Source organism: Curtobacterium sp. AG1037 (assembly GCF_003349855.1).
GTDB classification, from domain to species: Bacteria; Actinomycetota; Actinomycetes; order Actinomycetales; family Microbacteriaceae; genus Curtobacterium; species Curtobacterium citreum.
The window spans coordinates 58,313-73,050 of sequence record NZ_QQAO01000009.1 but is presented as its reverse complement, the minus strand read 5'-3'; the positions used below and the strand labels follow the sequence as shown (position 1 = coordinate 73,050).

Below are 14,738 nucleotides of genomic sequence, written 5' to 3'. Positions count from 1 at the left end.
CCGCCGTGCGGGTGCGGGAAACCGCACGCCTGCGGGGCCGCTCGGGACGGGCGCCGGTGTGGTCGTCGTCAGCGCTCGGTCAGGGCGACCGCGGTCGCGACCGCGAGTCCCCGTTCGTGGGACAGCGACACCGCGATCGGACCGCAGCCGATGGTGTCCGCGAGCGCCGCGGCCCGGCCGGACAGCTCCACCGTGGGGGCGCCGTCCGCGTCGAGCACGATCGCGACGTCGCGGAGCGGGACCGCCTCGTCGCGGGCGGGACGGAGCAGCTTGAGCACCGCCTCCTTCCCGGCGAACCGGGCGGTCAGGCGTTCCGGGTCGTCCCCGGCATCGGCACGTTCCCGGTCGGTGAAGACGCGGGACAGGTAGCGCTCGCCGTGTGCGGCGACGGCCGCGACGACGTCGTCGACGGCGGCGAGGTCGGTGCCGGTGCGGATGGCCATCACGGTGCGAGCGTACGGCGTGGGCGCGCACCCCTGGTTGCCTGGACGGTTCAGCGGTACTGCGGCGGCCAGTCGAACGGTTGCGGCAGGTGCGGGGCCTGCCCGATCCCGGTCACGGCGAGCACGATCTGCCGGCGGTCGGTCAGTGCGATCGAGCGCGGGTTGCCGAGGTATCGGTGGCCGTCGACCCAGACGGTGAGTTCGCCCCGCAGCCCGCCGACGTGCCCGGCGCCGAGCGACACGTCCCACTCGTCGAAGAACTGGCCGAGCGTGAACGTCCGTCGCTCGGGGGACTCGACGTGCAGGATGCCCGACGTGTCGTGGGTGTGCAGCTCCGCGGCGAACCGTTCGCGGTCGGAGTGGCCGACGTTCGCCGGCACCGTCACCGGCACGTCGCCGTCCAGGATGGTGAGGTGCGTGTGCACGTGCTCCGCGAGCGGCTCGCCCCACACGTCGTGCAGGCCCGCCGCGTCGGCTCGCGTCTGCAGGTCGGTGGGCGCCGGCCAGGGAGGCACGGTGCGGGTCGTCCCCGCCGCCGGCGCCGTGCAGACGGCCAGCAGCAGGACGGCGACCGCCGCGACGAGCGTCACGACGACGGCGCGGGGCGCCGTCGGCCGGGCGCCTCGGGCGCGGTCCCCGGCCCGGCCGGGCCGTGTGGTCGTCACCACCGGTCGTGCACGGCGGCGCGGAACCACCGGTCGTAGAGCTCGTGCACCGTGGCGTCGAGCCCCGGCACCTCGCCGAGGTCCGCCGCGCCGGCGTTCGAGCGGGCCTGCTCCGGGTTGCGCGCCCCGGGGATCGCCGCGGTGACGCCGTCCTGCGCGATGATCCACGCGAGCGCGGCCTGCGGGACCGACACGCCCTCCGGGAGCGCCGTGGCGAAGGCCTGCGCGGCCTGCACGCCGTCGGCGAAGTCGACGCCGCTGAAGGTCTCGCCCTGGTCGAAGGCCTCGCCGTGCCGGTTGTAGTTGCGGTGGTCCTGCTCCGGGAAGGTCGTGTCCGTCGTGTACTTGCCGGAGAGCAGTCCCGACGCGAGCGGGACGCGGGCGAGGATGCCGACGCCCGCCTCGCGCGCCGCGGGGAGCACCCGGTCCAGCGGCTTCAGACGGAAGGCGTTGAGGATGACCTGCACGGTCGCCACGTTCGGTCGGGCGATCGCCGTGAGCGCCTGGTCGGCGGTCTCGACGGAGACACCGTAGGCGGCGACGGACCCGTCGGCGACGAGGGCGTCGAGGGCGTCGTACACGGCGCCGTCCTCGTAGACGGGCGTCGGCGGGCAGTGCAGCTGGACCAGGTCGAGGGTGTCCTGCCGCAGGTTCGCCCGGGAGCGGTCGACCCACTCGCGGAAGTGCGCGGCGACGTAGTTCGACGGGACCTGCTCGGCACGGCGGCCCATCTTCGTCGTGACGGTCAGCGGGACGTCGGGGTGGTCCTGCCGCCAGGCGCCGATGAGCTGCTCGCTCCGCCCGTCGCCGTACACGTCGGCGGTGTCGAACAGGGTGACGCCGGCCTCGACGGAGGCGTCCATGACGGCGTTCGCGTCCTGCTCGCTGACGGGACCCCAGTCACCGCCGAACTGCCAGGTGCCGAGACCGACGACGGACACGGAGCGGCCGGTACGGCCGAGGGTGCGACTCTGCATGCTGCCGAGCGTAGTCACGCCGCCGTGGGGTCGCCGCGGTCTGTCCGTCCCCCGACCGCTCATCCTGCGTACCGCGGATCGGCCGCCGGGTCGTACGGCTGGGCGCCCCAGGTGCCGTCGTCGTCCGCCGGGGCCGGGTGCTCCGCCTGCCACGCGGCACTGACCTCGTCGAACTCGGCCCGGCCGCACCGGTCGCCGGCGTCCTGGTCGTCCACGCCGTAGGCGACGAACAGCGACGACTCCGGTACGACCCCGAGGGAGTCGCCGCGTGCGGTCATGCAGCCCTGGAAGCGGTGGAAGGCCGCGAGGTACTCGGACCGGGTGACGACACCGTCGGCGAGCTCGTACTGCTGCGCGGCACTCGGCCCGGGCATCGGCGGCGTCCGGACCCACCCGACCGAGAGCGTCCACGCGGTCCCGCCGTCGGTGCGGACCGTGAGGTCGGCTCCCTCGACGTCCGCCACCCGGACCGACCCGTTGATGGTGCGTCCCGTCGTGCACGTCGCCGACGTCCGTGACGAGGCGGGACCGACGCTCGTGCTGCCGCCGTCCGACCGGCACCGCAGTGACCACACGAGCAGCTCGGCACCGGTGGGGACGGAGCCGACGCGGAGCGCGCCGTCACCGGTCCCGATCACGCCGCGGGGTTCCCCGACGACGTGCATGGACGGCTGTGTGGCGCCGAGCACCGCAGCGCGGGCCCCGGCCTGGGCGGCGGCGGCCTCCGGGTCCGGGGCGGCGGCGGCCGTCACCGCGCCACCGACCAGGCCCCCGGCGAGCGCGGAGAGGACCGCGCCGCCGATCGCCCCGGCGCGCCAGCGCCGTCGTCGCGACGGTTGCTCGACAGTCCGGACGAGCAGTGCCCGGAGCGCCTGATCCCGCGCCGAGGTGGGGTGGTCGCGCTCGCTCGTGGTCGGCTCATCGTCACCGGTGCTGGTCATGAGCGTGCTCCGTTCGGTCGTGTGCGCGGGGTGGTGGGGGTGTCGAGGGCTGCGGCGAGGCGCCTCCGCGCGCGGGAGAGCCGGGACTTCACGGTCCCGGCCGGGAGGCCGAGCGCCGTCGCCACCTCGCGTTCGCTGTAGCCCTCGAGCACGGCGAGGACCAGGACTTGCTGGTCGCGCTGCGGCAGGGAGCGCAGGGCGCGGACGGCCGGCCCGTCCGGGTCGCGTTCGGCGTGGTCGGCGACCGGTTCCGGCGGCGGCAACCGGTCGAGTGCCGCCCGGTACCGCCGAGCCGCCCGCGACTGGTTCCGCGCGGTGTTCGTCGCGGTGAGGAGCAGCCACGGGAGGACCGAGCCCTCCACGAGGCGCACCCGCTCGCGGAGGCGCCACGCCTCGAGGAACACGACGGCGACGGTGTCCGCCGCATCGGAGCCCTCCGGCACGAGTCGGAGGCAGTGGCGCAGCACGCGGTGCCGGTGGCGGTCGAAGACCCGACCGAACGCCTCGCCGTCGCCCCCGAGCGCGCGACTCCAGTCGGCGTCGTCCTGTTCGTCCTGCATGCCCTGGTGTGTCCGCTCGTCCGCGATCGGTTCCCCCGGTGTCCGTCCGGCCGTCCCGGACGGACGATCCCAGTCGATCTCCTCCGACGCGAGGGGGCACGCCGCGCGTCCGTCCGAGCGGTAGGGCAGGATCGTGCCGTGAGCGGACCCGGACCCACGCGACCCGACGCCCTCGCCCGCCGCCTGACCCTGCCGGACGCCGTCCTGATCGGCCTGGGGTCCATGGTCGGCGCCGGGGTGTTCTCGGCGTTCGCGCCCGCCGCGGCCGCCGCGCACGGCTGGCTGCTGCTGAGCCTGGCGTTCGCCGGGTTCGTCGCGTTCTGCAACGCCACGTCGTCGGCGCAGCTCGCCGCCCAGTACCCGACCTCCGGCGGCGCGTACGTGTACGGGCGGGAGCGGCTGGGCCCGTGGGCCGGGTACGCCGCGGGGTGGTGCTTCGTCATCGGGAAGACCGCGAGCGCCGCCGCGATGGCGCTGACGTTCGCCACGTACGCCGCGCCGGGTCCGTGGACGAAGCCGGTCGGGGTGCTCGCGGTCGTCGCGCTCACCACGGTGAACCTGCTCGGCGTCACGCGGACCGCCCTCGTCACCCGCGTCCTGGTGACCGTGTCGCTCGTCGCCCTGGCCGCCGTCGTGGTCGTGGGGCTGACGCACACCGCGCCGACGACCGCGCTCCCGGTGCCCCCTGCGGCACCGCTCGGTGTGCTGCAGGGCGCCGGGTTCCTGTTCTTCGCGTTCGCCGGGTACGCACGCATCGCGACGATGGGCGAGGAGGTCGTCGACCCTGCGCGGACCATCCCGCGCGCCGTGACGCTCGCGCTCGGTGCGGCACTCGTCGTGTACGCGGTGGTCGCGGTGTCGACCCTGCACGCGCTCGGCCCGCTCGGGACGGCGGCGACGCCGGCGCCGCTCGCGGCCGTCGCCGCACTGCCCGGCGGACCGTGGCCGGTCGTGGTGCGGGTGGGTGCCGCAGCGGCGTCGCTCGGGGCGCTGCTCGCGATCGTCGCGGGGATCGGCAGGACGAGCCTCGCGATGGCGCGGGGTGGCGACCTGCCCGGGTGGCTGTCGGCCGTGCACCCTCGGTCGCGCGTCCCGCACCGTGCGGAGGTGCTGCTCGGCGTCGTGGTCGCGGTGCTCGTGCTCGTCACGGACCTGCGCGGTGCGATCGGGTTCTCGGCGTTCGGGGTCCTGCTCTACTACGCGGTCGCGAACGTCGCGGCGGGGACACAGGACCGTGCGCACCGCCGGTTTCCGCGGGTCCTCGCAGCCGCCGGCGTCCTCGGGTGCGTCGTCCTCGTCGTGACGCTGCCCACCGCCTCGGTGGTCGCCGGGGCCGTCGTGCTCCTGCTCGGTCTCGTCCTGCGGGCGGTTCGCCTGCGCGTCCGGCCCCGGACCCCGCGCTGACCCGACCGGCCATGCTGCGGCTGCACCTGCGGGGCGGCGGTGGGGCGTGCCTCCAGGCCGACCCGGTCAGGGGACGGTGGTGACCCCGCGACGGAGGACCGCGCGCGCAGCGCGGGCCCGGGGGATCACCCAGAGCGCCGACCAGGCGCCGATGCCGACCCACAGGCCGACGAGCAGGACCGTCAGGACCGGTCCGTGCTGCGGTTCGGCGGACCACGTCATGAGGCTCCACAGGACGCAGAGCACGATCTTGCTCCAGCCGGCCCCCTCGCGGTCCGCCTGCGCCTGCAGCAGCGGCACCCAGGTCTCGGCGGGGACACCGGGCGGCACGGCGCCGTCGGCGACCCACCGCTGCGCGCGGACGCTCTGCTCGTAGCCGCCGGCGGTGCGCCAACTGCGGAGCTGCGACCACACGCCGATCCCGGCGCCGACCGCACCCGCGGGGACGCCGACCCCGACGAGCAGACCGATGGTCGCGGCCGTCCACGACGACGCGAGGAGCACGGCGAGCACCCCGCCGAACGCGGCACCCGCCACGGCAGCACCGAGAAGCCGCAGCCGCCCGGCCTCGTCGACCACTCCGACACCGTCCACGCGAGCGACCGTACCCTCGTCCGGTGCGGGAGCGCTGCGCATCCCCGCCCGTATCGGGCATGATCGACCGGTGCCCACCACGAACCCGACCACCGCCTACCGTGCCGCCCGGGACGAGCTCCTCGCCGTGCTCGACGAGCAGGACCCCGCCCGCGCCGACGCCGCGCGCCGTGCGTTCCGGTGGCCGGACCTCGGCCCGACCTTCAACTGGGCGACCGACTGGTTCGACGTGGTCGCGCGGGACAACGACCGGGTGGCGCTGTGGATCGTCGACGGGGACGGCGGTTCCCGCACCACCTACGCCGAGATGGCTGCGCGGTCGGACCGGCTCGCGGTGCACCTGGACCGCTGGGGCGTCCGGAAGGGCGACCACGTGCTCGTCATGCTCGGCAACCAGCTCGAGCTGTGGGAGACCATGCTCGCCGTCATCAAGCTCGGCGCCGTGATCCTGCCGACCTCCACCATGCTCGACACGGCGGACCTGCAGGACCGCGTCGACCGCGGCGACGTCGCACACGTCGTCACGAACCGCGGCGAGACGCCGAAGTTCGACGGGGTGACCGGGGCGGAGTCCCGCATCGTGATCGGCGGCGACGTGGACGGGTGGCGCTCGTACCCGACGGACCTCGGCGAGCCCGCACCGGCCGACGAGCAGCGACCGGCCGTCACGACCCTGACCACCGACCCGTGCCTGGTGTACTTCACCTCGGGCACGACGTCCAAGCCGAAGATGGTCGTGCACTCGCAGACCTCGTACCCGGTCGGACACCTCAGCACCATGCACTGGCTGGGGCTGCGCCCTGGTGACGTGCACCTGGCGATCAGCTCGCCCGGCTGGGGCAAGCACGCGTGGAGCTGCTTCTTCTCGCCCTGGATCGCCGAGGCCACCGTCTACGTGTACGACACCCCGCGGTTCGACCCGGCGGGGCTCCTCGCCCGGCTCGACCAGGACGGCGTCGACACCTTCTGCGCGCCGCCGACCGCGTGGCGGATGCTGCTGCAGTCGGACCTCGGGCCGAAGCCGCGGGCGCTGCGCGAGGTCGTCTCGGCGGGTGAGCCGCTCAACCCCGAGGTCATCGCGCGGGTCGAGGCGGCGTGGGGGCTGACCATCCGCGACGGGTACGGGCAGACCGAGACGACCGCGATCATCGGCAACGTCCCCGGCTCACCGGTCACCCCGGGGGCGATGGGGCAGCCGCTGCCGGGCGTCTCCGTCGTGCTGCTCGACCCGCTCACCGGCGAGCCGGGTGACGAGGGTGAGGTCTGCCTCGACCTGGCCGAGCGTCCGACGAACCTGATGTCGGGCTACCTCGGCGACCCGGCCCGCACCGACGACGCGATGCGCGACGGGTCCTTCCACACCGGCGACATCGCGAGCCGGGACGCCGAGGGACAGCTGACGTTCATCGGGCGCACCGACGACGTGTTCAAGTCCTCCGACTACAAAGTGTCGCCGTTCGAGGTCGAGAGCGCCCTGCTGCAGCACCCGGCGGTCGCCGAGAGCGCGGTCGTCCCGGCTCCGGACGACGCCCGGCTCACCGTGGTGAAGGCCTACGTGGCGCTCGCCGCCGGGTGGGAGCCGTCCGCCGAGACCGCCCGCGCCGTGCTCGAGCACGCCCGGACGTCGCTGCCGGCCTACGCCCGGGTGCGCCGGGTCGAGTTCGCGGAGCTGCCGAAGACGATCTCGGGGAAGATCCGGCGCGTGGAGCTGCGGGAGCGCGAGGAGCGCGCCGTGGCAGACGGGGTGCCGGTGGCGGGGGAGTGGCGGGACGAGCAGTTCCCGGAGCTGCGGTCGGTCGGCCGTCAGGCGGACGACCGGCGGAGCTGAGCCAACGCGCGGCGCTGAGCCGAGCGGGCCGCGGCGCCGGACCGCGCGGCGTCGGACCGGCGCGGTGTCAGACCGCGCGGAAGAAGTCCCCGTACGACGGTTCCTGCGGCACGTCACCGATCGTGCGGTGGTGCACGAGGGCGTCGATCTCGTCCGGGTGGCGCATCCCGCGCCGGTGCCACTCGTGCGGGTGGCGCTGGAGCTCGCTGAGTTCGCGGAGGTGGACCATCGTTCTCAGGCCCCCAGGGTGACGACGGTCACGGCAGCGGTGGCGACGGTCACGGCGACGATGCCGAGACTCGTCGCGACGGCGGCGAGCAGTCGGCCCCTCGCTGCCTCGCGGACCTCGGAGAACTGCGAGTGTGTCGCGTCGATGGTGCTCATGACCGGCCCTTCCGTGTCGTCGGAGACCACCGTCGCGGTGGCTGGGACCAGCATGCGCCGGTTTCTCTAGTTTGTCTAACTACTGATCTGAATGCGCACGCATATGGGACAGCGGATCACGGGCCTCCGACCCGTCGGCCTCCATCGCGGCGATCAGCTCCGTGAAGAACCCGGCCATCTCGTCGACGGTCTGGGGTGACAGCCGCTCGGCGGCGGCGATCATCCGGGCGTGCACGTCGGTGAGCTCGGTCCGGACCTCCTCGTCCGTGTGCCCCGTCGCGACGAGCAGCGCGCCGCGTCCGTCCGCAGGGTCCGGTCGGCGCTCGGCGTGCCCGGAGGCGACCAGGCGCTTCACCACCGCGGTGGTCGACGCGGACGTGATGCCGAGGTGGGCCGCCAGGTCGCCGGGGCGGACCTGCTCGTCACGCTCGCCGGCGCGCAGGAGGAAACGGACCGCCTCCATGTCCGTGGCGTTCATCTTCATCGACCGCCGCGTCCGTTCGCGCATCGCGACCTCGGCTGCGCGGTAGCGTCGCATCAGGGTCAGGACCTCGACGCCGGACCGGGACGGCCGGTCGGGGTACCAGTACCCCGTCGCGTCGTACGTGTCGCCTTCGGCCACGATCACACCTCCTGTTGCGGTGCGCCGAACAGTACCGGGGGCCGCGCCCGCACCGGGGTACAGGCGCACGGCACCGTCCGAGCGGGACGGCCCGGACTCGTGTGGGCGCCCAAGGCGCCCACACGGCACGTGCTTCCGGCGCGGCGCATCCGGCGGGGCGCACGGACGCCGCCCGCGGCCGGGACGTAGGCTCCGTCGTGAGCAGTCGTCACACGAGACGGAAGGTCAGCATGACCAGCACCACCGAGCACCCCGCGTCCAGCACCGTCGCCGGAACGCGCACCACGCAGGCGACCGCATCCGTCGCCGCGATCCTGGCCGAGTCCGCGAGCCGCTACCCCGACGACGTCGCCGTCGTCGTGGGTGGCCGCCGGACCACCTACGCCGAGCTGTGGGCCGAGACGCTCGGCTACGCGGGTGCGCTCCGCGCCCGAGGGGTCGCCGAGGGCGACCGCGTCGCCATGCTCGTCCCGAACGTCGCCGACTTCGCCCGCGTCTACTACGCCACGCTCGCGCTCGGCGCGGTCGTCGTCCCCGTGCACGCACTGCTCAAGCGGAAGGAGATCGAGTACGTGCTCCGTGACAGCGGCGCACGACTGCTCGTCTGCGCCGCCCCGCTCCTCGCCGAGGGCGCCGCCGGCGCCGACCTCGCGGGTGTCGACGTGGTCACCGTGCTCGCGCCGGAGGACTCCGCGGACGGCCACGACCGACTGGAGGCACTGGCCGGGTCGAGCGAGCCCCTCACCACGTACGTGCCCCGGGACCCGTTCGACTCGGCCACGATCCTCTACACGAGCGGCACGACCGGGCGCCCCAAGGGCGCCGAGGGATCGCACTTCGCGCTCCTCGAGCAGGTCAACACGAACCTGATGAGCACGTTCGACATGCACCGCGGCGACGTCCTGCTCGGTGCGCTCCCGCTGTTCCACACCTTCGGCCAGACCTGCACCATGAACACCGGTTTCCGCGCCGGTGCGACGATCGTGATGCTGCCGAAGTTCGACGGCGACGCCGCGCTCGCCGCCATGGTCGAGCACGGCTGCGAGATCTTCATGGGCGTCCCCACGATGTACATGGCACTGCTCGACGCCGCCACCCGCAGCGAGGCCCGCCCGGCCCTGCGCTACGCGATCTCCGGTGGCGCATCGCTCCCGCTCGCCGTGCTCGAGAAGTTCCAGCAGGTGTACGACGCGCCGATCCACGAGGGCTACGGCCTGACCGAGACCTCGCCCGTCGCGTCCTTCAACCACGTCGGCACCGCGCCGCACCCCGGGACGATCGGGACGCCGATCTGGGGCGTCGACATCGAGATCGCCGACCCCGAGGTCACCGACGCCGTCCGGTTCCTGCCGAACGGCGAGATCGGCGAGCTCGTGATCCGCGGGCACAACCTGATGAACGGGTACCTGAACCGCCCGGAGGACACCGCCGCCGTGATGGTGGACGGATGGTTCCGCACCGGAGACCTCGGCACGAAGGGCGACGACGGGTACCTGACGATCGTCGACCGGACGAAGGACATGATCATCCGGAACGGCTACAACGTGTACCCGCGGCAGGTCGAGGAGGTCCTCGCGTCGCACCCCGACGTGACCATGGCCGCCGTGTTCGGGATCCCGCACGAGGTGCACGGGCAGGAGGTCGCCGCGGCCGTGGTCCTGCGTGACGGAGCGACCGTCACCACGGACGAGCTCATGCACTTCGTCGCTGACGAGATCGCCGTCTACAAGTACCCGCGGGTCGTGCACGTCCTCGACGCGCTGCCGCTCGGGCCGAGCGGGAAGGTGCTCAAGCGGGAGCTCGTCGACCGGTTCGGGGACGCCTGACGGGTCGGCAGCGCTGACCGGTCCCGGTAGGATCGGAGGCAGGGGCCTTTAGCTCAGCTGGTAGAGCGCCACGTTTACACCGTGGATGTCGTCGGTTCGATCCCGGCAGGGCCCACTGGTGCGCGACCGGCGCCGGCCGAGTCTCGGGCGGTGCGACGAGTCTCGTGCCCGGGCACGCGGAACTCGTCGCTGGGGCCGAGACTCGGTGCGGGCGCCGGCCGATCGGTAGGCGGCGATGCGGGACACCGATCCGTCCGGGTCCTGCGCTCCGCGTCGCCCGCCATCCGGTTCCCGAACGTAGTTAGGCAAACTAACCTCGACGGGTCATGCTGGTGACGAGCGCTCCCCGGCGCACCAGTGAGGCGGTCCGACATGCAGCCGACGACGATCCCCGCGATCCACGTCGCGCACCGCGGCCTGCCTCGGCTGCGCCTGGTCGCCGCGGGTGCCACAGCGCTCGGGCTCGCCCTGGCCACCGCTGCCGCATCGGTCCTCGTCGTCGTCCTGGTGCCGGCGTGACCGGACACGAGCACGCCGAGGACCCCCGGTCGCAGGCCGTCGAGTGGCACCGCCGCGGGATGAGCCACCCGGACGAGATCGCGGCGATGGTCCTGCGGCGTCTGCACGAGGACGTGCCGGTCGAACCGACGTACGGCGACTTCTTCGTCGCGCCCTGAACGCAGCGCTTCCGACGCGCAGCGCGCCCGACGCGCAGCACGCCCGCCGCGCCGGGTGGACGAATCGCTAGACGCTCTAGCGAACAGGCCTAGGGTGGCACGGTGCACTCCCAGCAGCCCGGACCACACGACCACGACCACCAGCGGTTCGTGGACGAGTTCGTGAACTCGCTCGCGCCCGTCGAGACCCTCGACGACGACCGTCCGGAGGACGTGGAGCCCGGTCAGCCCAGGCGCTGACCCCGACGGAGCGTCTCGGACGGGCGCTCCCCGAACGACTGCGCGTAGAACGCGGCGAACCGACCGAGGTGCGCGAACCCCCACGCGCCCGCCGTGGCCGCGACCGTCGTGGTCGTCGGGTCACCGGCCACCAGCTGTGCCCGCACCCGGTGCAGGCGGACCTGGCGGAGGAACGCCATCGGCGTGGTTTCGGCGTGCCGCTGGAAGGTCGCCTGCAGGGCACGGGCCTTGACGCCGGCAGCGCGGGCGACGTCCGTACCCGTGATCGGGCGGTGCGCGTTCGCGATCATCCACTCCTGCGCGAACCGCATCGTCGCCGGCCCCTCGAACAGGGCCACGTCGACCGTCGGGGCGGCGTCGTACGCGTCGACGACCGACTCGGCGACGAGGATGTTGAGGGCCGCGCGGCGGTCCCGGTCGGTGCCGGGGTCGAGCAGCTCCGGCGCGGCGGCACGGATCAGGCCACGGAGGTGTGCAAGGTGCGCGGCGTCCGTCGTGCTGGTGAACGTCAGGGGTCCGGGCACGGTGGCGCGACGGGCTGCGGCGACGGACTCGAGGAAGTCGCTGTCGAACCGGATGAGGTGCTGCGTGGTGGGCAGTGCCTCGAACGCGAAGTCGCGTCCGACCGGGTACATCACCGGGACGCCGGGCTGCATCTGCAGGGGGTCGCGGGACTCCGAGTCGAGCGTCAGCCCGGGAGCCGTCGCCCAGGCGAGCACGTACCCGGTCCCCTGGCCGACCGTGCCCCAGCGGTTCGCGCCCACGGACGAGGTGCCGACGGTGACCTCGTCGTCGCCGACCGCCCGGTACCGCCAGGAGAAGCCGTCGCCCACCGCGCGCCCGACGTTGATGTCCGGGCTGTCGTAGACGCGCTCGTAGAACGCGACCGCCTCGTCGATGGAGGTACTGCGGCGGTCGACGTCGTGCGGGAGCGCGGCATCGGTGGGCATGCCCTCCACATTCTGCCGGTCTCCACCGACGGTCGATGCCCCACACCGGGGGCGAGTGCGGACGGTGGATGGTGACCGACGGACGGACGGGAGGCGCGGTGCCGGCTGGCACCGCGCCTCCCGTCCGTCACGCGGTCGCGCCACGTGCGCGGCTCGCGCCGCTGCGTCGACGGCTCACGCCGCCATCGGTCCGTACCGACGGTGCCCCTTGACGTCGTACCGGTCGAGCATCATGACCTTGTCCCACGCCGCGACGAAGTCGCGGACGAACCGCTCGTGCCCGTCGCTGCCGGCGTAGGCGTCGACGATCGACCGCAGCTGCGCGTTCGAGCCGAACAGCAGGTCGGCGCGGGACGCGGTCCAGCGCTCCTCGCCGGTGCGCTGCACCGTGCCGGTGAAGGTCGTCTCGGTGTCGTCGGTCTTCGTCCACACCAGGTCGGTGTCCGTCAGGTTCACGAAGAAGTCCGTCGTCAGCGCTCCGACCCGGTCGGTCAGGACGCCGGTCGACGAGCCGTCCCAGTTGGCCCCGAGGACGCGGAGTCCGCCCGTCAGGACCGTCCACTCGGGTGCGGTGAGCGTCATGAGGTTCGCGCGGTCGAGGAAGACGGCCTCCGGTGCGACCCCGGGGGCGAAGTCCGCGAAGCGATCCGAGACGTGGTTGCGGAACCCGTCCGCGACCGGGCGGAGCCACTCGAACATCTCGACGTCGGTCTGCTCCTGCGTCGCGTCGACGCGGCCCGGGGTGAACGGCACGGTGACCTCGACACCGGCGGCGCGTGCGGCGTCCTCGACACCGACGCAGCCCGCGAGGACGACGAGGTCGGCGAGGGACACGTGGCCACCGCCGCGGGCGAAGTCGGCCTGCACACCGCGGAGCGCCTCGACGACGGGGACGGTCCGGCGGTTCACCGGCCAGTCCTTCTGCGGGGCGAGGGCGATCCGGCCGCCGTTCGCGCCGCCGCGCTTGTCGCTGTCGCGGTAGGTCGACGCGGCGGAGTACGCGGTGACGACGAGGTCCGAGGCGGAGATCCCGGTGTCGCGGACCGCCTGGCGGAGCGTGTCGAGGTCGGCCTCGCCGAGGGGCGCGCCCGTCGCGTCGGGGAGCGGGTCCTGCCAGAGCAGCTCGTCGGAGATCGTCGTCTCCGGACCGAGGTAGCGGTGCTTCGGCCCCATGTCGCGGTGCGTCAGCTTGTACCAGGCCTTCGAGAACGCGGTCGTGAACAGGTCGAAGTCGGCGAGGAACCGCTCGCAGACCTCGCGGTAGGCCGGGTCGACCTTCAGCGCGAGGTCCGACGTCATCATCATGAGCGCGTGGGTCTCGCCGGGCACGTGGGCGTCCGGCGTGCGCGGGGCGTCCGCGTCGACGGGCGTCCACTGCAGGGCGCCGGCGGGGCTGCGGGTCTGCTCCCACTCGTGGCCGAACAGGTTCTCCAGGTAGCTGTTGTCCCAGCGGGTGGGGTCCTGCGTCCAGCTGCCCTCGATGCCGTTCGTCGAGGTGTCCTTGCCGTTGCCGGCGCCCTGCGGGTTGTGCCAGCCGAGCCCCATCGACTCGATCGGCGCGAGTTCCGGCGACGGGCCGATCTTCGCGGCGGGCACCATGCCGTGGCTCTTGCCGAACGCGTGGCCACCGGCGATCAGGGCGACGGTCTCCTCGTCGTTCATCGCCATCCGGGTGAACGTGATCCGGATGTCCCGGGCGGAGCCGAGCGGGTCACCGTTCGCGTACGGGCCCTCGGGGTTCACGTAGATGAGCGCCTGGTGCGACGCGGCGAGCGGGCTCTGCAGGTCGTAGTCGGCGTCGCCGTTCTGGCCGTGCCAGCGCTCGTCGCGGCTCACCATCTCGTCCATGCTCGTCACGGCGTGCGGGTCCCAGACCTCGGGGCCCCACCAGGTGCCGTCGTCCGGCTCCCACGCGTCGAGCCGGCCGCCGCCGAAGCCGTACGTCGGCAGCCCCATCAGCTCGAGGGAGCAGTTGCCGGTCAGGACCATGAGGTCCGCCCACGACAGGGCGTTGCCGTACTTGTGCTTGATCGGCTGGAGCAGGCGGCGGGACTTGTCGGTGTTGCCGTTGTCCCACCAGCTGCCGATCGGCGCGAACCGCTGCATCGCGGTCCCCGCGCCACCGCGGCCGTCCGCGATGCGGTAGGTGCCGGCGGCGTGCCACGCCATCCGGATCATCTGCGGGCCGTAGTTGCCGTAGTCGGCGGGCCACCAGTCGACCGAGGTCGTCAGGAGGGTCTTGATGTCGCGCTTGAGTTCCTCGAGGTCGATCGTCGCGAAGGCCGCGGCGTAGTCGAAGTCGGGACCGAGCGGGTCGGCGTCCACCCCGTTGCGGTGCAGGAGCTCGACGCGGAGCCGCTGGGGGTACCAGGCCTCGAGGGTCGGCGACTGCCCGAAGGAGCCGCCCAGGTGATCGCCGCCGGCCGGCAGGGAGCCGGCCATGTGGAAGCTGCAGGTGTCGGTGCCGTCGGCGTCGCGGTGGTCCGCGCCGCCGTGTCCGGCGTTGCGGTGGTCCGCGTCGCCGTTGCTGCTGGTCGTGCTGTTCTCGCTCAACGCTGCTCCTGTTCGATGCTGTCCGCGGAACGCGGGGGCCGGTGGCCACGCTTCGCTCCCCGCCTGGGAGGAGC

At 73.5% G+C, this 14,738-nt stretch carries 17 protein-coding genes and 1 tRNA gene; 7 read left to right on the top strand and 11 right to left on the bottom strand.

Annotated features, from left to right (window positions below; translation table 11 throughout):
- Positions 1–68 precede the first annotated feature (68 nt).
- From DEU32_RS13120 to DEU32_RS13100, 5 genes are read right to left on the bottom strand one after another with little or no spacing between them, the layout of a single operon-like run.
- Entirely contained in the window at positions 69–443 is a 375-nt protein-coding gene (locus DEU32_RS13120; protein ID WP_114850943.1) for a holo-ACP synthase, read from the bottom strand.
- A gap of 50 nt (positions 444–493) precedes the next feature.
- A complete protein-coding gene (locus tag DEU32_RS13115) occupies positions 494–1,108 on the bottom strand; it encodes a hypothetical protein (protein ID WP_147281474.1) in 615 nt (204 codons plus the stop codon).
- Positions 1,105–2,085, bottom strand: coding sequence for an aldo/keto reductase (locus DEU32_RS13110; RefSeq protein WP_114851007.1), 981 nt, complete (start codon positions 2,083–2,085; stop codon positions 1,105–1,107). The genes DEU32_RS13115 and DEU32_RS13110 overlap by 4 nt, the downstream gene beginning before the upstream one ends.
- Positions 2,086–2,144: 59 nt before the next feature.
- Positions 2,145–3,026, bottom strand: a complete 882-nt coding sequence (locus DEU32_RS13105; RefSeq protein WP_114850941.1) for a hypothetical protein — start codon at positions 3,024–3,026, stop codon at positions 2,145–2,147.
- Positions 3,023–3,586 (bottom strand): RNA polymerase sigma factor, encoded by a 564-nt coding sequence (locus tag DEU32_RS13100; protein WP_114851006.1) that lies wholly within the window; start codon positions 3,584–3,586, stop codon positions 3,023–3,025. The genes DEU32_RS13105 and DEU32_RS13100 overlap by 4 nt, the downstream gene beginning before the upstream one ends.
- A gap of 138 nt (positions 3,587–3,724) precedes the next feature.
- Between DEU32_RS13100 and DEU32_RS13095 the strand changes: the two genes are divergently transcribed.
- Positions 3,725–4,990: an APC family permease gene (locus tag DEU32_RS13095; RefSeq protein ID WP_309473793.1), complete on the top strand. Its 1,266-nt coding sequence runs from the start codon at positions 3,725–3,727 to the stop codon at positions 4,988–4,990.
- 66 nt (positions 4,991–5,056) lie between these two features.
- On the opposite strand, the gene DEU32_RS13090 is transcribed toward DEU32_RS13095, so the two are convergent.
- The gene (locus tag DEU32_RS13090; protein WP_114850939.1) at positions 5,057–5,584 is read right to left on the bottom strand and encodes a hypothetical protein; all 528 of its coding nucleotides are present in this window, start codon (positions 5,582–5,584) and stop codon (positions 5,057–5,059) included.
- A 70-nt stretch (positions 5,585–5,654) separates the two neighbouring features.
- On the opposite strand from DEU32_RS13090, the gene DEU32_RS13085 reads away from it, so the two are divergent.
- On the top strand, positions 5,655–7,412 hold the full coding sequence (locus DEU32_RS13085; protein WP_114850938.1) for an AMP-binding protein: 1,758 nt from the start codon (positions 5,655–5,657) through the stop codon (positions 7,410–7,412).
- Between the two features lie 67 nt (positions 7,413–7,479).
- On the opposite strand, the gene DEU32_RS17250 is transcribed toward DEU32_RS13085, so the two are convergent.
- The 3 genes from DEU32_RS17250 to DEU32_RS13075 form a co-directional block, all read right to left on the bottom strand.
- On the bottom strand, positions 7,480–7,641 hold the full coding sequence (locus DEU32_RS17250) for a hypothetical protein (RefSeq protein ID WP_174778368.1): 162 nt from the start codon (positions 7,639–7,641) through the stop codon (positions 7,480–7,482).
- 5 nt (positions 7,642–7,646) lie between these two features.
- Positions 7,647–7,796: a hypothetical protein gene (locus DEU32_RS17245; protein ID WP_167510048.1), complete on the bottom strand. Its 150-nt coding sequence runs from the start codon at positions 7,794–7,796 to the stop codon at positions 7,647–7,649.
- A gap of 79 nt (positions 7,797–7,875) precedes the next feature.
- The gene (locus DEU32_RS13075) at positions 7,876–8,418 is read right to left on the bottom strand and encodes a MarR family winged helix-turn-helix transcriptional regulator (RefSeq protein ID WP_147281473.1); all 543 of its coding nucleotides are present in this window, start codon (positions 8,416–8,418) and stop codon (positions 7,876–7,878) included.
- A gap of 230 nt (positions 8,419–8,648) precedes the next feature.
- Between DEU32_RS13075 and DEU32_RS13070 the strand changes: the two genes are divergently transcribed.
- From DEU32_RS13070 to DEU32_RS17230, 5 genes are all read left to right on the top strand, one after another.
- Positions 8,649–10,244: a long-chain fatty acid--CoA ligase gene (locus DEU32_RS13070; protein WP_114850935.1), complete on the top strand. Its 1,596-nt coding sequence runs from the start codon at positions 8,649–8,651 to the stop codon at positions 10,242–10,244.
- A 42-nt stretch (positions 10,245–10,286) separates the two neighbouring features.
- Positions 10,287–10,359 (top strand) — tRNA-Val (locus DEU32_RS13065).
- 257 nt (positions 10,360–10,616) lie between these two features.
- A complete protein-coding gene (locus tag DEU32_RS17240; protein WP_181819292.1) occupies positions 10,617–10,763 on the top strand; it encodes a hypothetical protein in 147 nt (48 codons plus the stop codon).
- On the top strand, positions 10,760–10,921 hold the full coding sequence (locus DEU32_RS17235) for a hypothetical protein (RefSeq protein ID WP_181819291.1): 162 nt from the start codon (positions 10,760–10,762) through the stop codon (positions 10,919–10,921). Before DEU32_RS17240 ends, DEU32_RS17235 begins: the two co-directional genes overlap by 4 nt.
- A 102-nt stretch (positions 10,922–11,023) precedes the next feature.
- Positions 11,024–11,161, top strand: coding sequence for a hypothetical protein (locus DEU32_RS17230; RefSeq protein ID WP_181819290.1), 138 nt, complete (start codon positions 11,024–11,026; stop codon positions 11,159–11,161).
- On the opposite strand, the gene DEU32_RS13060 is transcribed toward DEU32_RS17230, so the two are convergent.
- On the bottom strand, positions 11,146–12,111 hold the full coding sequence (locus tag DEU32_RS13060; RefSeq protein WP_114850934.1) for a helix-turn-helix domain-containing protein: 966 nt from the start codon (positions 12,109–12,111) through the stop codon (positions 11,146–11,148). The two genes, DEU32_RS17230 and DEU32_RS13060, sit on opposite strands and share 16 nt — an antisense overlap.
- A gap of 174 nt (positions 12,112–12,285) precedes the next feature.
- On the bottom strand, positions 12,286–14,664 hold the full coding sequence (gene katG, locus DEU32_RS13055; protein ID WP_258554875.1) for a catalase/peroxidase HPI: 2,379 nt from the start codon (positions 14,662–14,664) through the stop codon (positions 12,286–12,288).
- Positions 14,665–14,738 lie beyond the last annotated feature (74 nt).